The organism is Gemmatimonadetes bacterium SCN 70-22, from assembly GCA_001724275.1.
Classification (GTDB): Bacteria; Gemmatimonadota; Gemmatimonadetes; order Gemmatimonadales; family Gemmatimonadaceae; genus SCN-70-22.
Map to the genome: position 1 here is coordinate 1 of MEDZ01000003.1, position 25,176 is coordinate 25,176.

General features: G+C 63.9%; 12 protein-coding genes. All 12 read right to left on the bottom strand.

Going from position 1 to position 25,176, the window contains the following annotated elements:
• Positions 1 to 1,953 precede the first annotated feature (1,953 nt).
• Positions 1,954 to 3,996, bottom strand: coding sequence for a TIGR02688 family protein (locus ABS52_01530; protein ID ODT04861.1), 2,043 nt, complete (start codon positions 3,994 to 3,996; stop codon positions 1,954 to 1,956).
• 3 nt (positions 3,997 to 3,999) lie between these two features.
• The gene (locus ABS52_01535; GenBank protein ID ODT04862.1) at positions 4,000 to 6,552 is read right to left on the bottom strand and encodes a hypothetical protein; all 2,553 of its coding nucleotides are present in this window, start codon (positions 6,550 to 6,552) and stop codon (positions 4,000 to 4,002) included.
• Entirely contained in the window at positions 6,552 to 10,487 is a 3,936-nt protein-coding gene (locus ABS52_01540) for a hypothetical protein (GenBank protein ID ODT04863.1), read from the bottom strand. Before ABS52_01540 ends, ABS52_01535 begins: the two co-directional genes overlap by 1 nt.
• On the bottom strand, positions 10,487 to 11,455 hold the full coding sequence (locus tag ABS52_01545; protein ID ODT04864.1) for a hypothetical protein: 969 nt from the start codon (positions 11,453 to 11,455) through the stop codon (positions 10,487 to 10,489). The genes ABS52_01540 and ABS52_01545 overlap by 1 nt, the downstream gene beginning before the upstream one ends.
• Positions 11,456 to 12,681: 1,226 nt before the next feature.
• The gene (locus ABS52_01550) at positions 12,682 to 14,316 is read right to left on the bottom strand and encodes a hypothetical protein (GenBank protein ID ODT04865.1); all 1,635 of its coding nucleotides are present in this window, start codon (positions 14,314 to 14,316) and stop codon (positions 12,682 to 12,684) included.
• Positions 14,313 to 15,620 carry a hypothetical protein gene (locus tag ABS52_01555; GenBank protein ID ODT04866.1) on the bottom strand — a complete coding sequence of 436 codons (1,308 nt, stop codon included), beginning with the start codon at positions 15,618 to 15,620 and terminating at the stop codon, positions 14,313 to 14,315. The genes ABS52_01550 and ABS52_01555 overlap by 4 nt, the downstream gene beginning before the upstream one ends.
• Positions 15,620 to 16,033, bottom strand: a complete 414-nt coding sequence (locus ABS52_01560) for a hypothetical protein (protein ID ODT04867.1) — start codon at positions 16,031 to 16,033, stop codon at positions 15,620 to 15,622. Before ABS52_01560 ends, ABS52_01555 begins: the two co-directional genes overlap by 1 nt.
• Positions 16,030 to 17,979, bottom strand: a complete 1,950-nt coding sequence (locus ABS52_01565) for a hypothetical protein (protein ODT04868.1) — start codon at positions 17,977 to 17,979, stop codon at positions 16,030 to 16,032. The genes ABS52_01560 and ABS52_01565 overlap by 4 nt, the downstream gene beginning before the upstream one ends.
• Before the next feature lie 13 nt (positions 17,980 to 17,992).
• Complete coding sequence (locus ABS52_01570) at positions 17,993 to 21,538, bottom strand: hypothetical protein (GenBank protein ODT04869.1); 3,546 nt, start codon at positions 21,536 to 21,538, stop codon at positions 17,993 to 17,995.
• A gap of 11 nt (positions 21,539 to 21,549) precedes the next feature.
• Positions 21,550 to 22,125 (bottom strand): hypothetical protein, encoded by a 576-nt coding sequence (locus ABS52_01575; GenBank protein ID ODT04870.1) that lies wholly within the window; start codon positions 22,123 to 22,125, stop codon positions 21,550 to 21,552.
• A complete protein-coding gene (locus ABS52_01580; protein ODT04871.1) occupies positions 22,122 to 22,907 on the bottom strand; it encodes a hypothetical protein in 786 nt (261 codons plus the stop codon). Before ABS52_01580 ends, ABS52_01575 begins: the two co-directional genes overlap by 4 nt.
• Entirely contained in the window at positions 22,904 to 23,464 is a 561-nt protein-coding gene (locus ABS52_01585) for a hypothetical protein (GenBank protein ID ODT04872.1), read from the bottom strand. The genes ABS52_01580 and ABS52_01585 overlap by 4 nt, the downstream gene beginning before the upstream one ends.
• Positions 23,465 to 25,176: the final 1,712 nt, after the last annotated feature.

Genomic DNA, 25,176 nt, shown 5'->3' on the forward strand with positions numbered 1-25,176 from the left:
GCCGCGCTGGTTTCTTGCCGTTCCGTCGACTCATGGACTCCTCCGGGTACCTCCATAGTGTGGAGGCAGTGGGAGTCACATTTCAACTGAGGCAGGACAACGCCCTTGCCCCACATCGATGACGAGGTACTTCAAGCGCCGTCCAACCCGCTCTTGGCTTGCAACGGATTGCATCAGGCGCAGGTATCGGAATAACGAATGCTCCAGTCTCGTGGTGCATGGAACGAGCACAGGAGTACAGCGCGCGAGGTCAACATCAACACCACTCGCGAACAGGTCCGCGACCCCCAATTTTTCCATTGTCGTGACGAAGGCGCCCTCTTCGAGAAGCTGCGATTGGCGCAAGGCGCTCAATGCACGACCAGGCGCTACTGCGAGATTGCGAATACGCACTCGCATTGTCGCTTTGGTAGTGACGATACGAATGCGCGTGCCATTGCGCTGCAAGTCGGCGCGCAGCGAAGCAACAAACCGTAGTCGCTCCTGTGATAGGCGCACCGAACGACCAATCGTCGTGCGACTGTTGTGTGTTGTCACGAGCTCGCTCCCGCACCCATTCTGTCAGCCGGCATCCGTACGGCCGCTAAGCGCTAATATGTTTCCGACTCTCGGGAACGAGTCGAGATAGGCGAAGCTCTGTGGTGGAACGAACGAGAGAAGGCGAAGCGCGCTCAGCTCGAGAGGCGCCGGAAGACGTGCGAACCGCTCGATTCGCAGTGCGAATCCGCTTTGGAGTCCACGAAAATAGTCGAGAACTTCCCGTTCAGGCTCGCCTCCCACGCCAGACCGGGCATGCTCAAGTAGCGCGCCAGGTGGAAGTTGTCTAACCTCCGAAACCCACGCGGTCGCCACAATGGCACATCGAGGACTCGTTGCGTAGATCACCACCGGGAAAGGCGGAGGTTGGCGCGGTACCCTTCGGCGAAACTCGTAGACCTTCTCGCCGGACTCGATTGCGTCGACCCAACGCGGCTTGAGCGACAGTACAATTGTGCGCGCATCGCCAGTTATGGGCGTCAGCTCTGCATTCGCTCGCATCGTCATTCACTCACTGAGGGTCTCCCCGTCCTTTGGCAACTGTTAGGCAGACTGTCGGGTAAGCTCCGCTGCCGGGTAGACAGCGTGGAGTGGACTTTCCGGGAGGACGTCAAGATGATCCGCCTCGACCCCGACAGCCCGGGCAAGCGCATCTCCGTCGCTTTCTACTTCCCACTGCCGCATCGGTGGCCGGGTCCCGCCGCCACCTTCTTGCTAAGGCTCACTGCACATTCGCAATCTACCTCGGCTCTGTTACTTGACCGGAGCACTTACCCCACTCCCGCGAGCAGACAAACTACCTCCAGTACCGATGCACCGACCGAGTTTGGAACAGCAGGCAAATAGTCTGCATTCTTGGAGGAGTACGCGTGAACCACAGACCCGTCAGGGCCAAGAAAGCTCGTTTCCACAAATGCGATGCGGTGACCGCGACAGTCAAAACGCATCAGGAGCGACCGTCGCGTGAAGTAGTACTTCCGCCAGACTGTCGCCCAGTTTAGTTGCCTAGCTTCCTCGAGAGACAGGGTGGCCGAGTCTTCCTGAACCCGTTCGTAGCGCTCCTGAGTCAACGCTTCCACCACAGCGGCGTCGAGCTTTCTGATACTCCTTGTATCGACGAGGATGCGATGTGTCGGAGTCCGTACCGCTGGTGCCCAATGCAAGTCGTCCTGCGCCCCTGCTGTATGAGTCGATATGGCGCTGCAAAGGACGACAACGATGCCCGCGAAAACCATCGTCGGGCGCACGCATTTATCCCTTATGCGCGGTCGATGCGGCATTCGTTGTTGAGAAGTGTTCACCAATTGCTCTCCGACGTCGTCGACGTGACACGACTGTAGACGAGGTTTCTCAACCGCTGTGACAGCCGTCCGAGCGAGCAAGCCGGGCCGACGCTAGACGTCAAGCGTCTCATTCTCACGCCAACCCCAGCACCTTCATCGCCGCCGTCCGCGGATCCCCATAGAACACCGGATCGACCTGCTCCACGATATCGCCACTCACCTCGAGAAAGCTCCGCTTGTTCTCGATCGGAATGAGCGCCCGCTTCGCCCCGTTGTCCTTCGCCACCTGCAAAGGCTCAACGAGCGAACGCAGCGGCTTGATGTTCCCTTGGACGCTCATGTCCCCGAGTACGAGCAGGGCAGGGCTGACGGGCGCCTTCCTGAGCGCCGAGTAGCACGCCACGAAGAATGCCACGCCGACTTCGGCGTCCACTCGATTGGCGAGAAGATCAATCACCTCGACGTGCAGGTCGGAGGTGTCCATGTCCCTCGCGATCCCGAGCTCCGACTTCTTGGCCTGCATGTAGCTGAAGGCGCGACTCACCGACTCCTTCATCGCGCCCGCGACACCTCCGGCCAGCTTCAACTTCCCGGTGCCCGTGGAAACGGAGATCTCGACTCGATACAGGCCGACCGTCCCGTCGGAAGTAACGCCGGCGGTGTACACCGTGCCTGGCGCGAGCGGGTCGGTCGAGATGAGGTCGCGGCCCCCCTGCTCGGGAACGCCGACGAAGCGCTCCTCGCCAGTCTCGTGCAGCGTGTAGCTGAACGAAGTATGGTAGTACTCGAAGGAGCCCATCTTCTTCAGCTGCTCCTTCACTCGGCGCCGCCCTTCCAGCGCGAACTCGACCAGTTCGGCGAGCTCCTCCTGAGACACTTCGCCGTGCGGGTACAGGATCTTCATCAGCCCCGACACAGTCTTCCGCACCGCCTTGCGGTCGCGGGCGTTGAGGTGCGAGCCAAGAGAGAAGTGCCGGTCGATTACTTCGGTGAAGTTGTGCTTCCGCAGTTCACGGAGTGCTTCGGCCAGGTAGTCGACCACAAATCCGTAATGGTCTGTGAACAGGTCGTTCCGCATCTTCGGGATCTCCCAGCCGGGGAGATAGAAGTGCAGGCGATCGATGAACGCCATGTCGTCGCGAATGATGTCGGGCATCGGGGCGAACAGGTGCCCGGTCTGCACCATGACATCAATCGGCTGGTTGGTGTTGCCGAACATGGCGATGCTGGCATCGCCGGTGACGGCCTCCTGTCCACGCTGAAAACTCCCCGACTCGCAGAAGGTCTTCATCGTCGTGATGACCTCCTTGGGCATCTTCTGGAGGTCGGCGACTTCGTCGAAACCCACGACATCCCAGATCTGCACCATTCCCTTCTGGCGCCCTGACATGTGGCCAAAGAGGTTGGCCACCGTGGTGCCGCCGGTCAGGAGTGCGGAGTACGGCGAGACCTCCTGGACGACATAACTCTTACCGGTGCCGCGCGGCCCCAGCTCGACGAGGTTGTAGTTGCGCTCCGTGAGCGGGATGAGCCGAACGAGGAAGAGCATCTTGAGACGGCGGGTCATTTCGCCTGGCTCGTATCCCATGCTCCGCAGCATGAGATCGAGCCACTCATCGCTGGTGAACGCTTGTCGAAGTCGTCGGTACTCCTCGAGGTCGAACGTTGCGATCTGGATCGGGGTGAGGCGGTCGATCCAGAACGGGTTCTTCCCCTTGGACGCCTCGTCGTACTCGAAGCGCATGTCCACCTGCGCCCAGATGCCGCCCATCACCAGACGTTCGTACTCGCGCACATAGTGTTCGGGGATGTGCACGTTCTTGTGGCCGAAGTTCGTGACGTCGGCCCAGTAGTCCGAATCAACGATGCGAACCTTGACCTTGTCGATGAAGCTGTGGCGTCCGCGATCCTTGACGATCGCCTGCGCCTTCATCGACTCGTCGGAGCGGATGTAGTTCGAGGCGAGGGTATCGTTGACAACCTGAAGCCCCATCTGGATCGCGACTTCGTCCGAGGACGCGCAGTACTTCCCCAGGAGGAACTCGAGGACGAACACCGGGACGTTCGCTCCGACCTTCACTTTGCGCACGAGGTCCTTGCGCACCACCTTGCCCGCGAAGGCGCGATTCACCTTGTCGTCGAGGGAGTCACGCGCTGGCGTCACGCCGGTGCTCATGTCCTACACTCCGAGTCGTACGGGGATATCGCGCGGCGAGCGATAGAGCTCCGCATCAGTGGTGGGATCCTGAACGACCACCCGCACTGACTCAACGCTCTCGTCACTGAGGAGAAACGCCACGACTGCCGTCTTTGAGCTGTCGAGTGCAATCATGCCTGTTGCACGATCAAGCTCGGCGTCGATGGCCATGCCCACGGCACCGACCTGCTTAGCGCCCGACATGAGCAACGGTCGTACATTCCTCGAAGACTGAAAGACCGGAAGGTTCTCCCCACCAAATTGCAGCGATACGCTGAAGATTCGATTGGTGATGGCGTCGGGCAGGCCTGTCACCGCGATCGGCGCGGCCGACGGCCGCGATGCCGCCGGTGCGACGGTTCTGACCGTGACCACCGGCACGACAAGTTCCTGCAGCGACGGGCCACCATGGCTGTAGGCGAGGTCGCCGCCCGCTTTGAACACCGCGGTGCTCACCGGGAATACGAACTCGAGATCCGAGTCGTATCCGAGCTCCCTCGCAGGCACTCGGCAACAACCGGGCGGGGTTCTTCCTCCTTTGCCGATCCAACACCTGCGATGCAGATCCACGGTGTTGCCGCCAGGCGCATCGATGCGCATCGACTGGTCGCGGTCAGCTGCGAAGAACAGGTGACCATGGTCGGCCGTTACCACAGCGTGCTCGATGCCCGCTGCGGAGAGCTTGCGAATGGCGCGCGCGAGGTTGTCGATGACGGTGTCCATCACCTGCCGCGCCTGGAAGGTGAAGCCCGTCTCACCCGCATGATCAATCTCTTGCGAGCGAACGACGAGGACTTGTGCGCCGTCGAGCTTCTTCGCGAGCCTCGATGGCTGTAGGCTCAAGAGCTCGTCGAGCGAGAAGTCGGCGAGCGTCGGGACGCGCGCCGCGGCGTGTTTCTTACGGGCACCGAGGTCGGGCAGGAAGCTGTCGTCAATGCGAGCTCCGAGCTTGCCGCTCTGTTCGACGACCGAGAAGCTCGCGGAGGCGCCGGGCTGCAGCGCCGCCATTCCGATGGGCGTGATGCTCGGCAGCGCGCCCACGGCGGCGTGCACGGTGACCTCAGACGTCTTGGGCAAGCGCGCCGCGAGCTCGACGCCCATCTCGAACCGCATCGCGTCGACGAGGAAGTAGGCGACGGGCTTTGGCTTGTCGGCGACGATCTCGCTCCAGACGCGCGTCTGGTGGAGGGCTCCGGGCACGGCCCACCCGGCCTTCACGAGCGCCTTGGTGAAGCCTTCCGCCATCGCGTGGCACGTGTCCTCGTGGGCGCGCCGGACTACACCGAGCGGGCGCTCCTCGGGCTCTTCGTCGAGGTTCGCCACCCAGGCCTCGAGGCGGCGCTGGGCCTGATCGAGGCGGAACCACCCGTCCTTCGACACGTAGGCAGCTAGCCACGCGGCGGCGTCTCCCGAGGTCTTGTTGACGGCCTTTCGCACTCCAATCGCGACGTTGCCCAGCTCGGCCATGCGCCGAGTGGCTTCCCACTGGGCCTTCCTGCTGACGTCTCGGTCAAGCCAGAAGCTCTGCTCTCGGTCCGCGACGAGCGCGAGCGCCTCGCCGAACTTGCCGTTCGAGATCAGCTCGCCCGCGTGGCGAAGGAGCGCGCGCTCCTCGAAGCGGAACGTGTCGATGGAGCCGAGCGCGCCCGCAGGCAGCTTGGCGTTATTGAGCCCGAGTTCCTCCTCGACGCGGTCCGCGAGCGCCGCGTAGGCATCGGCGTGGCCGGTGCGCAGGCGCCGCGCGAGCTCTCGCACGGCGGACTCCTCGTCCTTCGTCTGCGGTTTCCCGACACCGTCGAGCGACGCGGGCGCGTCACAGGACAGGTCGAGCCGGAACTCGCCCGCGAGCACGTAGCGCAGCGTGATGGCGCGGAGCTTCGCGAGCGGAGAGTCCGCAACGAGGTCGAGCCCCAGCCGCGCCTTCACGAGCTTGGTCAGCTCGCGCGTCGCCTCCTTGCTCACGATCTCCGCGTCCCGTGCGTCGCTCACGAGCCACGCCGTGAGGAGGCCTTCGTTGCCGCTGGCGTCGTGGAAGATGCTCTTCAGGATCGACGGCGGCTCCGCGCCGGAGTTGCCGGCGGCCGCGCGCGCAAGGTCCTCGTAGGAGACCTTGCGGTCGAAGGGCAGCATCTCGTCGACGACACCGAGGGTGTACTTCTGGAGCAGGACGTTCTTGGCGAGCTGCTTGAGCTGCGGCTCCCAGGTCGTACCGGCCTTCTCCAGTTCCATCAGTACCGACGCGTGGCGGTCACGCGCGACGCCCGGCAGGTAGATGACCACCGCGCCCGGCGCGTCTCCGCTCACATGCGGCTCAACGATTGCGCGCAGCTCGAACATCGAGCCCGAGAACTCGGCGAGGCTCGCCTTCGTGCCCGCGACAGCCACGGGAACGGGATCGCTCACCGCCCGCGGACCACCGCGCACCTCGTCCACGAACGGCTGGAACTCGCCGCGCTCGTCGTACCAGACGACGACGCGACGGGACTTGATCTTGTCGGCGAGCTGCTTCGCCACGTAGTCGTGAAGCGTGTGCATCAGGCGTCTCCTCCATCGGCGGCGGCAGCGGACTTGCGACGGCCACCACCACGACGCCCGCCGCTCTTACCGGCGGCAGCAGGCGCTTCGAGTAGGCTCCTGAGCGCGGACTTCACAGCGGGCGAGGTTCGCTCGCGCACGAGCTCGTCGACGCTGCGCGTGGGCGTCTTGCGCGCGGTCCACTTGCCGTCGCTGCCTTCGACCCAGAACACGTCCTCGAGCCCGTGGGCAATGGCGACGCTCCGGTCCTTCGCACACTTGCGGACCACGCGCTCGGGCCACAGGTGCATCGCGAGGTGCGCCCAGTCGTACTTCCCCTCGCAGAGCGCGTCCCAGGTGGACTTCAGCTCCTTCTGCCAGGACTTGTTCTGCGGAAGGAGCCGCCAGAGCGGGGCGAAGTTGATGATGACGCCGTCATCGAGGTTCGGCTTCCAGAGCGGCGCGACGCGCTTCACCTCGTCGAGAAAAGCGCGCAGCTCGTCAACGACCGCCTCCTGCGCGGCGAGAGTCTTGCGCTGGGCGGCGGTCGCGCCGTCGCGCAGCTCGCTCGTGAGCGACTCGAGGCGCCGCTCTTCGTGTGCGAGCTTGGGCGCGACGTAGTCGTTCTGGACGCGGAAGAGCGTGTCCTTGCTGAACGCGTGGATGTAGAGCCAAACCGAGCAGCTCGCGGAGGGCGTCGCGAGCTGCCAGTAGATCGGCGCCTTGCGTCGGCTCTTCGAGTACATCCTGATGTGCAGCGGGAAGAACTCTTTGGCGAGCCACGCGCGGAGGTTCTCAGGCGCGTCGACCTTTACGCGCTCGGCGACAGCGATAGCGCGCGCGGCGAGGTCGTCCGCGTGACCTTCGTCGTCGACAAGGATGTCGGGGCGGTCGGAGGGCTCTTCGCCCTCCGGGTACATGCCGGGCGAGCGCGAAGGCAGCGGGTCGAAGGGCTCGGGCTCGGGCGGGATGGAGCGCTCGCGGGTCGCGAGGCGGGGGTCGAAGCGGCCGAAGGCGACGCCGACGAGCCAGGACGCGATGGACGCGATAACGCCGCCCTGACCAGCGCTCGACTCGCCGAGTTCGTCCTCTTCGTCTTCGCCGTCCGCAGCAGCGTCAGGGGTTGTGGATGCACGACTGAATGACGCCTCGATGGCTGCACGATCTTCGAGGCCGATGCCGTACAACCCAAACGCGGACTCGTCGATCTCCTGTTGAAGCGCAGCGATGCGCCTCTCCATGTCCGCACGGTCGAAGTCGCCCCTGTGTGCGTTTGGACCATCAGGGAGTGCGAACGCGTGCGAGGTTTCGATGCACGAGTCAAGCGCGCGCTTCATGGCCCATGCTTGGTGGGCTGTTCCAGCCAAAGCCCGCTCCTGAGCATCGGTCGTGCGTGCGAGAGGCGTCCGCTGAATGACTCCAACCTCGTACGACCGCGCGGCGCCGCCTGCCTTCGCGTCGGCAGCAGCAAGCTGAAACTCAACCAGCGACCTGAATGCTTTGGAAGTCGCAAGAGCGAGAGTCGAAAGGAGTGCCTGAGAGCCATCCTGATCAACAAACGCGGCGGGTCCTTTGTCGCCGAACACGCAGCCGCGCGGCATGACTCGAAACGAAAGCTCGCTCTTGGTCCGCCGCGGCCACGTCAGACCAGGACGCGAAAAGTAGCCGGTGTTCTGCGGGCGTGATGCAGGACGATCTGAGCTGGGCTTTGTCAGCGTGACGATCTCGACGCCATCCGACTGCCAGTTCACCATCAGGTGAAGGTCGAAATAGAACGGGGAGTACGGGCCACCTTTCGCGAACGGGAACCACTTGCCTGTTGGAGTCCCGATGCTCTCTCGCATGGCGACCTCCCACCACAATCGAACGAAGCGAAAATCGTCCGCCGTCGCGAGCCCTTGGCGAGCCTCACGATGTTCTGCCTCAAAGGCCGGCTGGTGCTGAAACACGCTGCGGAGCGCGTCGCTCACCCAATAGGCGAAAGGGCTCCCAGGCACAGCCGAGAAGGTGACCGGCGAGACGTCAAACCGCCGGTGCATTCCCTTCTCATCAGGGCGCAGAACCGCCGCGCTCAGTGCCTGCGCTTTGTCCTCAAGCTCCTCTAGAACGCGAAGGAACACCGTACGGCGCTCCCCATTACTCGACGAACGCTCAAGGCAATAGGCTGCCGCCTCAACCAACGCGGCATCCATCACGCCGAGGCCAAGATCAGCAAACACCGCGGGCGGTGCGTTGGCGAGGATGATGTCCTCGCGCCATCGTTGAAACGAGGTCAGGAAGAATCCGGTGCGGGAAGTAATGGCCCCCAACAGGCCCCGATCGATGAGCAGCTCGATGCCGCGCTCCACGAAGACCGCGTAGATGTCGTTCTTCGTCCGAGGATAGGAACTCTCGAGTTCCTTTCTGGCGCGGATCGTGCCGTCTCCAAACGGCGGGTTCATCAGCACCGCGTCGAAATTTTTCTCCGAAATGCTGAGGAGCGCTACGCCGTGCGCTGCGTCGTCGGTAAAGAGACGGCGCCGCGTACTCAATGTGCCATTCTCGTCGCGCACGAAGCGATCAACGGCAGCGCGAATACGCTCTTCGGGCGGCGCGAACAGCTCACCCTGCTTGCGGGTGGTCCTCACGAGCTTCTCGACGCGCAGGAGCAGACCGAGGTCGCCCGCGAGGCTCAGCGACTCGACCAGCGACGTGAACACGCGCCCGAGCTCCGCGTCGCCCAGCTTCGCCACGAACTCCTTGGCGATCTGGTCGTCGGCGACGAGCGGCTCTGCCACGACAATGTTCGACCGGCGGATCTGCGCGCGGTCGCCGCGCCCGATGCCGAAGTCCCGGTACGCCTTCTGCGCCCGCATCCACAGCGCGAGCTGGGCGATCTGCGCGCAGCGCGGGTCGATGTCGACGCCGTGGAGGTTGTGTGCGAGGACGAGCCCCGGCGCAGCCTTCTGCAGCGCGTCGAGACTTGGGTAGTCCTCGGCGAGCGCCTTGCCCGTGGCCTCGCTCTTCGGGCTCTCCGGGTCGACGTAGGCCTCCTCGTAGATCGCGAGCAGCAGGTCGAAGGCGTATAGCAGGAAGTGCCCGCTGCCGCAGGCCGGGTCGAGCACGCGCAGATCGCGCGGGTCCTTCTTCGCACGCGGCGCGAACTCCTCGCCGGGCTTGCGGACCATGTACTCGCACTTGTCTGCGAGCGCGGTCTTCGTGCCGCGCATCTCGTACCAGATGCGGCCGAGCGTGTTGTCGGTGAGGAACTGCACCACGTAGCGCGGGGTGAAGAACTGGTTGCGCACCGCCAGCTCGCGGCTGTTGCGAGGGGCCTGACTCTCCTCGCGCATCTTGCGGCGCTCGTCCTGGCTGTTGAAGAACTGGTAGACCCAGCCGATGGTCTCGTCCTCGCCCCATACGCGGGCAAGCTCGGTGGCGTTCAAGATCTCGCGGAGCTGCTCGAAGGTCGCGCGCTTCGGCCACAGTACGCTCGACGGGTCGCGGCGGTCGAAGAGGACCTTTACCTCGGTCGACAGCTCATCGAAGAGCGACTCGATGTAGAGCCGGTACCCCGCGCTGTCGGGCAGGAGCGGAAGCCCGGGCGCCATGCCGCAGAATTCGCGGTAGCCGGCGGACTGCTCGCCCTTCGTGATGCACTCCTGCATCAGGTCCCGGGCCTCAAGCATCTTGAGAGCGACGAAGCGGTTGAGCGTCGTGAACGCGGCGTCCCGCAGGTAGTCGCGAGCGGCATCGGCAGCGCCCATGCCCGCGGCACGCTTGTGCTCGATGGCGGCGACGATGCGCTCACGCTGGAACGCCTGCCGGGCCGAGAGGTGGCCGCCGGCCTTCGCGGCCACCGCGCCGTCACGGTGCACGTCGAAGTCGCCCTCAAGCTGCGCGGCGAAGTCCTCCTCGAGGAGCTTCCGCGCGCGCTGGGTGGCGCGTTCGATGGCGTTACGGGTCTCCTTATCCATCAACCACCTAATGCGGCTGTTGCAGATGGCTTGCGACGCCCATCAGAACGACGCCCACTGCTCTTGCCGGCGGCCGCAGGCGCGTCGAGCACGCTCTTCAGCGAGGACTTTACGGCGGGCGAGGTTCGCTCCCGCACAAGCTCGTCCATGCTGCGCGTGGGCGCTTGGCGAGCGGTCCACTTGCCGTCGGTGCCCTCGACCCAGAACACTTCCTCGAGCCCGTGGGCGATGGCGAGGCTGCGGTCCTTCGCGCACTTGGGCACCACCCGCTCGGGCCAGAGGTGCATCGCGAGGTGGGCCCAGTCGTACTTGCCCTCGCAGAGAGCGTCCCAGGTGGACTTCAGCTCCTTCTGCCAAGACTTGTTCTGCGGAACGAGCCGCCAGAGCGGAGAGAAGTTGATGATGACGCCGTCGTCGAGGTTTGGCTTCCAGAGCGGCGCGACGCGCTTCACCTCGTCGAGAAACGCGCGCAGCTCGTCAACGAGCGCTTCCTGCGCGGCGAGGGTCTTGCGCTGGGCGGCCGTCGCGCCGTCGCGAAGCTCGGCGGTGAGCGACTCGAGGCGCCGCTCCTCATGCGCGAGCTTCGGCGCTGCGAAGTCGTTCTGTACGCGAAAGAGCGTGTCCTTACTGAATGCGTGGATGTAGAGCCACACCGAGTAGCTCGCAGATGGCGTGGCGAGCTGCCAGTAAATCGGCGCCTTGCGACGGCTCTGGCTGTAGCGCTTGATGTGCGACTCAAAGAAGTCGCGAGCGAACCAGGTTCGCATGTCTGGCGTGCCGAGGAGCTCGGCGGCCTCGCGCCAGCGCGCGTTGTCGTCGTCGAAGACCGTATCGAACACCGACCGAACGGCGCGAACGAGGTCGCGCGGGTGACCGGAGTCGTCGACGAGGATGCCGTCCGTCGGGAAGGTCATCGGGTAGCCCGACGGTGGCACGGCGACTGGTAGGCCATCGTCGTCCGTCAGCATTCCAGGCGAACAGACGGGCAGCGGGTCGAAGGGCTCCGGTTCGGGCGGACCAGCGCGTTCGCCGGTCGCGAGGCAGACATCGAAACGGCCGAAGGCTACGCCCAACGTCCACGAGAGAAGGGAGGCTACCATCGGCGCAGGGTCGACCTCTTCCGCGACACTAGCCTCATGATCCGACTCGTCGTCGAACTCGGATTCGGGGGCAGGCTCTTCCTCCGATTCGGTCAACACCTCCAGCGGCGAAACGGTCTCAAGGTCCCCGAGAAACACACCGTACAGACCTGCACAGATGTCATTCAGTTCGTTCTCCACTATCCGAACCGCATCTCGAGCGGCGGCAGCGGAGTTTGAGGCGGCCTGGGACCGCTCGGCGAGCGTGGCTGATGGATCATTTCCTGTTGCTAACAGCGGCGGGAGCACGAAAGCGTGGGATATCTCGTTTCGAGAGTCGAGCCTCCTCACAGTTCGCCATCCTCCCGTACACAATTCGACAATGCGAAGCTCCACCGCTTGGTGGGGCAGTGGAAATGGCGCCGCGTTTATTACGCCGGTCTCATACTGGAAGCCGCCCGCCTTGCCAGCGAATAGCGAAATCGCTGCATTGAAGGGAACCGAGTTGAAGATGCCGAGACAGAGCGGCAGCTCGTCGAGGGGCGCGAGTGCGACCTTGCCTCCGACACTGAAGGCGCAGTCTGCAGGAAGAGCTTGCGCAGAAAACACGACCCCGCGTAGAGGCCAAGTTACGGCGGGCTTGAGGTAGTGGTCTGCAGAGACGGGCTTCGGGTTCCACCGTCCGGGCCGACCGACGAAGCCGTGGAAGCTCAGTCGCTTCTCATCCCACCGAACGAGTACAGGAACGTCAGCGTAGAATCGAGCAAAGCGTCCCCCTTTCGCGAACCCAACCCACCGCGGACCGGTGCTCTTAAGGGCGGGGCGAACCTCCGCCCAGAAGCGGACATATCTGAAGTCGTCACACGTCGATGCTCCCTGCAGGGCCGTTCGCTTATCGTTTTCGTAGCGCGGCAGTCGATGGAACGCGCTAATGAGCGCTTCGGATGCCCAATAAGCGAAGGGTGCCGTCGGAACTCGATGGATCGCCTCCGTGTCCACGCGAAAAACGCGACGAACACCGTGTAAGTTCGGCTCGCGGCTCCCGATGAGAGCTTTCAGTAGTTCGCCTTTGGAGTCTACCGGCGCGTCAATAACCCTAAAGAAGATCGTCTTCATCACCGCACCTCCCCGTCGCGCTTGAGCGGAACCCCGCCCCGGCGCGCCAGCTTGAAGCCAAGTCGATAGATGTCCGGCACGTCGAGGCGCCCGGTCTTCATCTCCCGCCAGACGCCAAGTTCCGCGAGGCGCTTCCGCGCGCTGTCGGCCGAGTCGACCTCGGCCGCGACGACATCCGCATCCGAGAGCGCGTCTGTCTCGTGCCACCGCGCCTCCGCGTCGGGGAACTCAAAGGGCACTGCCACGTGCCCGACGAGCGCCGCCATCAGCGGCTGCACCCAGGGATGCTCGGCGATCTCGCCAACCCGAATACGGGACGCCTCGTGTACACCGGCGTGGAGGCTGCGGAAGTGGACCGCGAAGTCGTGATCCGCGTCATGGTCAGCCGTGTGCGACACTGCCGTGGTCAGAGCGGAAAGGAAGCTGCGCGGGCTGATGTCACCGTGGGCATCCGCCAAGTGCGTAGGCAGCCACCGATACGGAAATCCCTTGCGGGCGCTCTCGCCCATGAAAGGACCGGTGAGCCGGTGGAAGAGCCGCTCCTGCATGGCCGGCTCGAACTGTGACTCGGGCGGAGGCGCCCAGTTGACGGCTCCCGAGAGCCTGAGGATCTCCTGCTTCTCGTCCCTGCCGAGGCCGCGGCCCTTGAGCTTGTGCTCGAAGAGCGTCGTGTACAGGTCCTGGCGGTACTCTGCGCCCCGCAACGGGTGGTTGCCGAGGAGCTGCCAGAGCAGGCCGTACAGCTCGGTCGTCAACCAGCGCAGCGACGCCGTCGAGGCCCGCAGTTTCGACGCGTCGGGGAAGCGACCGACGCGTCGGTCCGCGAACTGATCCGTGCGCAGGAAGACCTTGGCGCGCAGGTGGCGAAACGAGCGGAGCTCGAGCGCGAGTTGACAGAGGCCTTCCACCAGGCTGTAGAAGGTGGCGGCGTCATCCGCTGCGTCGTCGATGGCGTCGAAGACCCAGATGCTGTCGCGCTCGATGGCGTGCAGGGCCTCGTCGAACTGCTGCAGCAGCCGATCGACGGCCTCGGGCTGGTCCACCGCCCAGGCGACGCGCTCCTCCCAAGAGTCGACAGCCGGTAGTAGGAGGTCCACCGGCGGAACCTGCCGCCCATCGACGCCCGATCCGTCCCAGAGTCCCGTGCCGACGTCGCCTCCACCACCAGAGCCCGTCCGGTCTCCCTGGCCCGCGCCATTGTCCGCATTCCGGCCGAGACCATGCTCGGCTGCATAGCGCGACGCGCTCCAAACAACAACCGCCTTCCAGACGAGGCGCGACTTCTGCCCGGCGCCCAAGAGGCGGGCGAACACGTCCTTGGTTGGGTACTGCTTCAGGTCAGGCGTCTTCCCGAAGCCCGGGAAGACGAGAGTCTCCTCGCGGATTCGAACATCGGGCGCCGCGCGGGCAAGGAGCCCGCGGTGCTCTCGGGACTGAAGCGCAGCCCACCAGTAGCTCTTGCCCATGCCACGGTCGCCGAGCACCACCGGGATGTTGATGTGGAGCGCGCGCGCGTGAGACTTCGGCACGAAGAACTGGTGCCTGGGCGGAGGGGCGCCGTATTCGGCGCTCTCGGCCGGAAGGGCGTCGCGAATCAGCTCGCGGAGTTCCCCCGTGCGCATGCGTGTGCTCATGGCGCTTCCTCCGACAGGAAGGTTCGGTCGAACCAGTCGAAGAGCTTCCCATAGGCTGCGCCGATCGGGCCTTCCTGGAGCGCGCTGAGCGGGTCGAACGCCACGAGCCCTTCATCGAAGAGCACCTCGCGAGGGTAGTGGTTTGCCGATTCGTCCGTCGGCTGGAAGTTGAACACGGAAACAGGATCCCTGAGGTCTTCCGAGGCCTCCGGCGGCTGATCGTAGAGGGTCTCCCAGAACAGCTTGTAGGCACCGTCGCGGAGGCCCTCTACGTATGCCTCACCATCTTTCCTCGGGACCATCGACCCGATCACCCAAAGCCTGTCGCGGAAATCGCGGACGCCTGGATGAGAACGCCAGTGCTCAAACAGGAAGCGATAAGCCGCCCAGGTCTGGCGCGTGTCCACCGCGAACATCAAAGTGTCGGCGCCCATCGCAAGGATAAGCGCGGCGCTCGTGTCATGAAGGCCGGTTCGGCTGTCGAGCAAGACGATGTCGGGCTTCTCTTGCTCTTCGAGATCCCGAACCAACCTTAGCAGCCGGTGCGGCCAGAACTCATGCCCCGTCGGACCGCGCTCGAGGTAGGCGCGCCCCAGCTTGGGAAGGTAGTCGCCTTGGTCATCAGGATGAGTGCTCGCACCGCGGAAGCCGGTGTCCGTTCCGAAGCAGGGGACGACGAGCACTTTGCCGTTCGTCGCGACTCCAAGCTCGCTCTCGGCAACCATGTGCGGCAACACGAGGGGGCCTTGTCCGACCGCGTCCTCCACGAACCAGTCGACGACGCCGAATCGAGGCAAGCTCTTGCCCAAGAGCGTCGTCCCGACTCCGGGCGATTCGAGGTCGAGATCGAGAACCATCACCCGCCTGCCCTTCTTGGCGAGGTGCCAGGCGAGCGCCGTTGCGGTCGTCGATCGGCCTACCCCTCCCTTCATGGAGAAGAGCGTGAATCGCTTCCGTCCACCTGACTCAACGGGCGGAGACGCACCCCAATCGGTCCCTGTCAGCAGGCGGTCTACGAGGACCGCCTGAGCACCGCCCTCTACCTCGAGAATCACACGTGCGGATCTTGCCGCCGTTCCGATGTCGGACTCCCCAAGGAACGTCGACGTGGGCGCGTACCCGTAGACTCCGAGCGCATCGGACAACTCGGCCGCAAGAGTATCGGCAACGTCGGCCCGATCGTCGGGCAGGACCACGCGGAACTTGCCGTAGAGGTCGCGAACCAGGACCACTGCTCGAGCAGGATCGCCGAGGTGCTGAAGCGCGATCTCCGCGGCTTTGGAGAGGGCGTCGTTGAACATCATCAGAGCACCCCGTCAAGAATCAGTTGCTTCAACAGCTGGTTGCAGTCCGTCGCAGCCGCCATGTGGGGGGCGACAGACGCTCTCGAGAAGTGATGTCGGCCCCAGTATCGTTGGTTGACATTCCATGTCCCGAACGGGTTCGTTGGAGACAGGTAGGCGGCGTATTTCGCCTCGAACAGACCGCTCGCGAACGATTGGAAGCCCGACCAAAGAACATCGATGTGCGTTTTGTGGCCATCCGGCCAGTCGCCGTTCTTCGCCAGAGGGTGACCAATGCCGAGCATCACGGCCTTTAGGGCGCACTCGGTCGAGACGCCAAACAGATGGTCGGCGTTGGCGAACCTCGCGCAGCCCTCAAGATGGAAGCCGTCGTCGTAATGCCTCTCCGCAGCATCTCTCCAATCGGTGCTCATGCAGCGGCCTCCTTGCGCAGGCAGTAGGCCGCGACCTCGACCATCGCGCTGTCGAGAACGCCTTGGCCGAGGTCGGCGAAGACGATGGGCGGTGCCTCCTTCAGCAGAATCTCCTCACGCCACTTCTGGAAGCTCGAAAGAAAGAACCCGGTGCGAGACGTGACCGCTCCCAGGTAGCCCGTAGGGTGCAGGAGCTCGATGCCGCGCTCCACGAAGGCCGCGTAGACGTCGTTCCTTGTCCGCGGATAGGCGGACTCGAACTCCTTCTTCGCCGCTAGGCTGGCCGCGCCGAAGGGCGGGTTCATGAGCACCACATCGAAGCGCTTGCGGCAGAGGTCGATGAACGCGATGCCCTGCGCGGCATCGTCGGCGAAGAGCTGGCGGCGGACGCTCATCGACGCCGGCGCACCGGCGGCGTACTCTTGCAGGGCCTGGACGATGCGCTCCTCGGCCGAGTCGAAGAAGGACTCATCAGAGACGCCGGAGAGGTCGAACTCGAGCTGGGGGTTCCGTGGGAGATCGAGTCCGGGCAGGATCCTCTGCGGCTCTCGTTGTTCGCGAAGAAACTGCTCCCGCGCTTTCGCCACCGCGCTCTGGAGTGCCTGGTCGAGCTTGAGCAGCGAGCCGACCTCCCCGGCAAGGCGCATCTCCTCGACCATCCGCTGGAATAGCGCGCCAAGCACCTGCGGCCGAAGCGACGAGGCGAACTCCACCACCATGCTTCGGTCCCCCGGCATCGGCTCAGCGGTGACGACGTTCGTGCGCTCGATCAGCGGGCGGTCTTGGGCCGCGACCTGGTGGTCGTTGTATGCGCGCTGCGCCCGCATCCAGAGCGCGAGACCAGCGATCTGCGCCGCGCGCGGGTCGATGTCGACGCCGTGGAGGTTGTACTTGAGGATCAGCTCGGGGACGGCGCGGCGCAGGGCCAGCTCGGAGTCGTAGTCCTCTTTGAGTGTCCGGCCGGTGACCTCAGATTTCGGCGTGGCCTCGGCACGCCAAGCCTCCTCGTAGATGCCGAAGAAGCTATGCGTGGGATCGCCGGCGAGCAGGTCGAAAGCGTAGAGCAGGAAGTGGCCGGAGCCACACGCGGGGTCCAGTACGCGCAGATCGCGAGGGTCTTTGGCGGGGCGCTCCTCGAAGCCCTCTTCGGGCTTCACGAGATATTCGAGGTGGGCGAGCTGCGAGTCGGCTCCACGCATCTCACACCACGTCCGGCCGAGCGAGTTGTCGGTCAGGAACTGGACGACGTAGCGCGGGGTGAAGAACTGGTTGCGGACGGCGAGCTCCCGGCTGTTGCGTGGGGCTTGGCTCTCGGCCCGCATCTGGCGACGCTCGTCTTGGCCGTTGAAGAACTGGTAGACCCAGCCAATGGTCTCGTCCTCGCCCCACACCCGCGCGAGCTCGGTGGCGTTCAGAATCTCGAGGAGCTTCTCGAAGGTCGCGCGCTTGGGCCAGAGCATGCTCGATGGATCGCGACGGTCGAAGAGAACCTTCACCTCGGTTGACAGCTCGTCGAACAGCGACTCGATGTAGAGCCGGTAGCCGGCGCTATCGGGCAGGAGCAGAAGACCTGGCGCCATACCGCAAAACTCACGGTAGCCCGCCGACTTATCGCCTCTGGTGATACACTCCTGCACGAGCCTCCGGGCCTCGAGCATCTTGAGTGCCACGAAGCGGTTGAACGTGGTGAAGGCAGCATCGCGCAAGAAGGTTGCGACAGCGGTCGCGGAGGTGATGCCCTGCGAGCGCTTGTGAGCCACGGCGGCCACCAGCTTGTCCCACAGCACGCGGTCGCGAAGAGACAGGTGCGCACCGGGGGCGAGCGGGATCCGTCCATCGACGAAGATGTCATAGCGGCCCTCAAGCTGCTCCCTGAACTCCTGTTCGAGGAGCCGCCGCGCCTCTTGAGTGGCGCGTTCAATGGCGTTGCGTGTGTCCTTGTCCATCTCGCGGGCGCCCCTATTGAACGATGACCTTCTTTCCGGCGCCGATGAGGCGCGCGCACTCTTCGCGCACGCCGTCGAGCGCGGCCTCGAGCTGCTCCTCGGTCTCGATGCCCCCGGCGAAGTAGCTGCCGACGCTCACGGTGACGACGCGCTCGCCGTCGATGATGTGCCGTAGCGCGGCCACGGCCGCGCGCAGGCGCCCCTCGCAGGCGTCGCGGTCCGCGCGCAGCTGCGGGATCGGCACATGTTCCGCGCCACACTTCATCCCTCGCTCGAAGGGCTCGGCGAGGCGACGCTGCTGGTCCTCGTCGATCTCGGACCAGCCCGGCGTCTTGATGAGCTTGTCGAACGCCTTGGTGTACACGGCGACGCGGGCATCGAGCGCCTCGTCCTCGCGGCGCGCGTACTCGGTCTCGATGGCCTTGGTGTTCTGCTCGATGGACGGCAGCTCCTTGAAGAACGTCTCGCGCGCGAGAAGGTCTTCGAGCGACGCGGCGCGCGTGCGCAGCTCGTCGGTGACGTCCGACTCCTGGCTCAGGAAGCTCCAGAGCACGCCCTGCGCCTTGCGCGCGCGCTCGAGGTCGTGAAGGCGCGGCTCGCTGAGCACTTGCTCGAGCTCCACGGCCCGCTTGATGGCGTCCTTGATGCCCCGATGGCTCGTATTGAAAGTCGCGATCGCGTTGTCCTCGGAGCCCCGGAGGATCGCCTTCATCTGGCCGATGGCCCCGTCGAGCACCGTGCCGCCCGGCAGACGGTGCGCGGTGAGCGTCGCGAGCGCGGACGCGACGGTGTCCTCGTTGCGTGCGACCTCCCTGCGGAGCTCGGTGACGATGGCACCGGCGTTCAGCTCCTTCACCTCGGTGCCGAAGGTGTCGCGGAAGGCCTCGGAGGCCTTCACCAGCTCCTCGAACTCGATCCCCTTCTTCGGGCGGAAGGCCGCCTGCCGGAACAAGTTGTTGTTCGAGAAGGTGTCGCGCGCCTCGACGCCGGTGACCGAGTCGATCGTCTGGCCCTTGCTGATCGCCTCGATCCTGCCGGCGCGCAGCAGCGAGAGGACGAGCAGGCGCACGACCTCGAAGTCCCAGCCGAACGGCTCCTTCGCAAACTCCTCAGTGAGGTATCGGCCGCTCGCGGTGTCGCCGTAGTTGGCACGCTCCTCGATGCGGTCGAGCACTTCCTTCAGTGGCCCGCTCTCCGTGCGAAAGACGGTCTTGCCTTTCTCGTCGCGCAGGAGGCCGATGCTGCTGAACACGCTGGGCAGGCCCTGAAGGTTCTCTGCGGTGAAAAGGGCGTCGATTCCCTTCTTCACGTCCGCCGCCTTCGCTGAAGCCTCCTTAAAGCGGTCAAAGACCTCGGGCAGTACCTGTCCGAGCACCTCAGCTGCGGTCTTGCCCACGTCGACAGCGCGGTTGTTGGGACTGCGGTCGTTGCCGCGAAAGTAGATGCGGCCCGAGAGGCATGCAGCGCGCAGTCGGCGCCGAAGTTCCTCGCTGTGGCGACGCAGGCGAACCCGCTCCTCGGCGATCAGGGCAGGCGTGTCGTCGCCCTTGGTCTCGCGCTCCTTGCGCGCGAGCATCTCCTTCGAGCGGAAAAGCTCCACCGTCTCGCGGTCGATGGAATCGTCCAGCGCGATGCACCAGAAGACATGCTTTTTTCCCTGCTGGCTGCGCGTGCGCAGCTCGGCGGCCATCGTGTCAAAGTCCTTCCCGTCCTCGGCGAGGTAGACCTGGAACATCATGTCGCCCGCGGTGATCTCGCGACCGTGGATCGCTAGGCCCGCCTTGAAGGTCTTCGTGTCCACGAGGCTGTGCGACGGCTGCGGTTGCCAGAACCCCGATAGCATCTCCTGGTAGAGTCGGTGAGAGTCACCTGGCTTCGGACTGATTCCATTGCGAAGGCGCTCCCAGTCGTCCTCGGCGGGCGTGGGGATGCGATAGCCGTCGTCGCCATGGCGAACCTGATGCGCATCTTCGAGCGCTCGCAGGGCCTCCTTCACCGAGGCGAGCTGCGAATCTCCGCCGACGCTGCCGTGAAGGGCCGCCGCGATGTTCTCGGCGCTGCGGTGCACGCTTTTCACGTACTGCAGCAGGCAGGTAACCTTCGCGACCGGCTGGGCGAGTGGGTGCTCCACGACCTTCGACAGGGCGGAGATCTTCGCGCGCACCTCGGAACCGATATTCCCCTCGATGAGATCGTAGACTTGGTCGAGACGCACAAGGTCGCCGAGCTCCGCGTCGGCGAGGTTCACGGCTGGGTTGATCAGGAGCTGTTGTGCCAGCTTGATGATGGTGCGGTTCGCACCGCCGACGTGCTTGCTCGCGCCGCCCTGCGTACGCAGACCCGAGACGACCTGGATGATCAGGTCGATCTGGTAGGGCAGTAGCGGGTACAGGTCGATGAACGCCTCGCGTGACAGCTCCGGGAGCTTGATGTCGGCGGCGAGGCGCGTGTGCTGGGTGAGGCGGCCACGGTGCTCGTCGAAAAGCTTCCCGAGCGCGGCCTGCGCCGCGGCGTTCTTCGAAAGCACGCGGCGGCTGGTGACCTCGGAAATGTCACTCGGCTCGAGGTGGACCTGCAGCGGGAAGCGATCCATCAGGCGCGCGAGCTCGATCTTCTTGTCGTCGAGGCCGGAGACCAGCTCGCCAAGCTTCTCCTGCGAAGTGACGACGACCCAGTGCTTGCCGCGCCCCTTTACGCCGAGCTGCTGCACGACGGCCTGCAGGTCGAGCATCTTCTGGACGTCGCGCGCAACGAACTGGCCCACTTCGTCGACCACGAACATCAGCGAGTGTCCGGGCTTGCGGCGCTTCATCAGCTCACTCGCGCGCTCTGCGAGCTTGCCTGGGGATATGTCCGCCTTGTTCTTGACGGCCTTCACCCATGAATCGGCCATCGGGTACGTGTCGGGGTCGAGGCTATGGAGCACGCGGCTCGCTTCCGAGAGTGCGAACGCGACTTTGCCCTTCTCTGCGGCCCAATCCTTTTTGAAGATGCGCTTGTACTCCTTCTCGAAGCGTTCGAGCTCCTTCTTGTCTTCGAGACCGATCTCGAGCTCCGAGAGATCGAGGTCTTTCGCATAGCCGAGGCTCTGTAGGAAGAGCCCGTACATAATCTCGGTCAGCGACTGGTTGCCGCTGCGAATGCCGCGATCCGTCGAAACGTCGAAGATCACCGCGTGAGTCGGGATCTTCTCGTTGATGCTTCGTAGGAGGACTTGCAGCTGCTGAGAACCAGTGCGATCAGCGAACAGTGTGGCAGCCTTCTTACCGCCGACTGACCTGTTCTCGATCGAGAGTCCGAGCATCTTCGCGAAGCTCGACTTACCAGAACCGAAGAATCCCGAGACCCAAACCGCGATCCCTTCGTGAGGCTTATTCGGGGTCTCGGCGTATCGCTCGAAAACGTCGACGTAGTGCTTGCTGATGGCGTCTGTGACGACGTACTCCCTGATCTCGTCGCGAATGATCTCCGCGTCGCTCTGGTCGACTTTGATGACCTCTTCGATGCGTCGGTAGATATCGCCGGCGAAGAGTGTCTTGATTCGTTCCGGAGTGGTCATTTTCTATCGGCTCAGAAGATCTTCGGACGGTAGTTGTGCTCAGCGTCCAGGACGCCCATGAAGCGAAGCCCGGCCGCTCCATCCAGGTCACCGGGATAGAAGAGAACGGTGGGAACGAACACGCGCCCCTTCAATTGTTCCAGCAGCGAAAACGTCCGGTACATCGGGAACAGCGCACCGGTTCGCACAATGAAGACGATGTCGCGCAGCGGATCCGGACTCGGTGGCATCCGTTCGGACACCAGGTCTACGAGCGGCGCGTACTCTGAGAGCACCGAGTGCACTGTTTCGACAATCGAGTGGACGCCCTGCTCGCGCTCGGCCTGATACCAGTCTTCGAGTGCCCGCTGCGAACGCATCGCCTCGTCGAGGCATTCCGCGAGCGAAATCCGCCAGACCCGCTTGCCCTTCTGCGAGAGACGCGTTTCCAGTAGCGACACCTGCCGTCGCAACTCGAACTCGTCCTCCGGATCGTATCGGAAGAGCGCATAGGGCATGTCGTGATAAGCACTGATGCGCTGGCGAGGATCGGGAAGCTCCAGCACGGGCTCGAGAATGTCCCTGAGTCGATACTCGAGCTCACTCATGCGACCATCTGCTCCGCGTATTCCAGCGCGCTCGCACACGGGAGAGAGAGATGGACCAGACTTCCAGCGACGTGGTACTCCACCTTTCGGTATTGATGCAGGTGCAGCAACTCCTGCTCGACGTCGGATGGACGCATCATGAACAACCGCCAGTCAGGTGACGAGACAACTCTTCCCGGGTTGTAGTATTCGTCCTTCATTGCGTGCAGCAGGTAGATGAAGCTCTGCTCGGGGAGGTGATACGAGCTGAATTCCTTTACTACGCTGCCGCGGAGAAGTCCAAAGTCGGCTGCGAGCTTGAGCAGGCCAGAAGCAACTCTTTTCGTTGTCTCTTCCGCCCAATCGTGCTCGGTGATAGCGCCACGCGCATTTATGTCCGAGAGATATCGCTCGACATCATCTTGGCGCACGCGAAATACTCCGCTCTCATGCGCTTGAAACAGCCAGCTCTGGAGAAAATCACGCAGTAGAAATTCGTCGCGTGACATGTGCCAGAGGAGCAGCGGCTTCCATTCACCTATATCACACCCACGCTGAGCGAGAATGACGAGCGACCGGTCGCGACCCTCAGGGTCGAATCGACGATTCAGGACTTTCGCCACGTCGCGCAACCAGGTGGAGCTACGAGCGCCGATGAAGTTCGTAGCGCGCAGCAGGTCAAGGTTCTCACGCTTGGAGCGAACGAAGTCCCACGCCGCGAATACAGAGTAGGTCTCCTCGATCATCGCTCCCTTGATGATCGTGAACGATGACGCCACGTCGGCGCGCGACGCTGCGCTCATGCATCGCTCCGCCGCAGGTACGGAACGGCCGGATGTCCAGGCTCCCCGCGTGCAAAACCCAGCGCGAGCAGTGCGATATCCGCATTCGTTCCGGCGTATGTCCCTGGCAAGGGTACGGCGCGCCCCTCCGCGGAGCGACGAAGCCTGGTGAAGCGCTCAAGATCTTCGGCGCTCACGAGCTCTCGCGACTGGAGTGCGCCAAGAAGATCATCTCCCGGCAGCGTTTCGAGCTGTGCGAAGAAAGGATCCCACTCGCCGGCGTTGTCGAGCCACCGCTCCCAGCGGGAGTCAAACTCCTCCTCGGTCGCCTCCGGAAGGCGCCACAAGTTGACGCAGCCGGGAGGGTCAAACAGCTCGGCGCATCGATGCGCGGCGACGGCGAAGACCGACCGGGCCTGGGCGAACCGATGGGTGCGGGGGAAGCCGCGACGCAGCGCGACGGCTCCGAGCTTTCCAAGTTGCCCTTTGGTATTCCACCATCTCGCGAGGTCCATTTCGCCGAAACGGGCGACGACGAGGCGGATCTTCAGCAGTCGGTCGAGGTCGATCTCGGTCACGTCCGGCAAGTTCTCAGTCGTATGAGGAAGGTGAATCAACCATTCTCACTGTCGCTCGCTGCGGCGGGCAGAAGTGTATGGACACCATAGACTTACGACACGGAATGGGTCGGCTGTCCTCCGAGGCCGCTTGGGACGTTCGAGGCGGTCCGAGTCGCTCACAACACGATACTATGGAATCGTACGTTTCTGGCCCGCACCTCCCGTTCCATGAGCGTCCCGCGTCGTGATGAATGGGGTGATCAGACGCCGGCGCTCAGAGCCGTAAACGATAAGCCCGCGCGGTGACAGCGACCAGAACTATGGCGCGCGGAATCTTCGACTGACCCGTGATCCTCGTTCCTCAAACGGGGGGTAGATCAGAACGAGCAGCGGTTACACAGCCCTCAGGGCACCCGCCCCTGGTTCGTGCATGCTCTCGCGTCGTGAGCGGCCGGCCGACGCCGCGCCCCCTATGCATTCCCCTCCGTCGGTCTCTTAGAAGTCACTGGTCCTCACATCACCGTCCGCACCAGCGGCACGAGCGGATGGCAGGGTTCCGATGGTGCGACAACCACTCGATACCAGCGCGACAGGATGCGACACAGGCGCCGATCGGAACGCATCGCCTTGGTGAGTTCGCCTTCCAGTTCAGTCAACTTTGCGCTTGCCTCCGGTGTCAGGAAGTGATCGACAGCCCGGTCGCGCTTGGCGGAGTTACAGGAAGAGCAGAGCAGGAGAACATTGCCGCGCACGACTAGTTCCTCTGCGTCGAGCATTACTAGGTTGCCGCCAGCGTTCTTGGCCCGCCACCAGTGATCCAGACACAGCGTGCGCGACGCTCCGCACACGACGCAGGTTCCGCCAAAGTGCCCGATGATGCTTGAGCTCCATTCACGCCGGACGTAGTTGTCGACTGGATTCCCGCGTCTGTAGTCGCCTTCGCTTAGGAGATAGCCATCCCGCGCAACTGCGGTCACGGAAAGCTGTCCGGTTCGGGTGCGTGAGAAGGCCCTGGCTGCAGCTCGTTTCTGCGCACTCGTGGCGCGAACCTTGGTTCGGAAGCGCGCTTGCGCCTCCGGAATGTGTTCGCTGAGCAGATGTTTGATGGTTGCGATACGACGACGCTGTTGTACGTATCTCAACTTGGCGACCTCCAGCGCACGTCGCTCGTCGACGGCCACCACAGGATTCACAACGTGCAGCGCAAGCAGAACTGAGTGGACCCATCCTACGGACGCGCGCTCTCGCGAGTTGACCGCATCCTCGCATGCAGCGACTGCACTCTTCATATCAGCGAGCCTAGGTTCCAGCGCTGCGAGTCTGGCCTCCAACTCAGCGCGGACAAGAGTCCGATCTCCTTCGATGAGGCCTTTCCGGCATTGACGGCAATATCGGGAGCGGGCACGAACTCCCGAAGAGGACCACGTCGCTCCGCAGCGCACACACCGATACTCGATCACGATCATGGGAAGTCCCCACCCCTCGGGCCACGATGTCGAAGGATCTACGACTACTGAGCGATCAGTGCGGGCAAGTGTCTCCTGCTGTAGCAGGCTCCAACCCCTAGGGTCTGAAGGCCGCCAATCGGCGATTGTGCGGGAACTTCTGACCAGCTCTGATCTCCTCCCCGCTCCAGCAGGGAGGTCATCGGGGCGGATGGGGCTGCCTGTAGAAACGACAATGTATGACACGGTGGTGACGCTGTAAGAGTGTTGCGGGGACGCGACAGC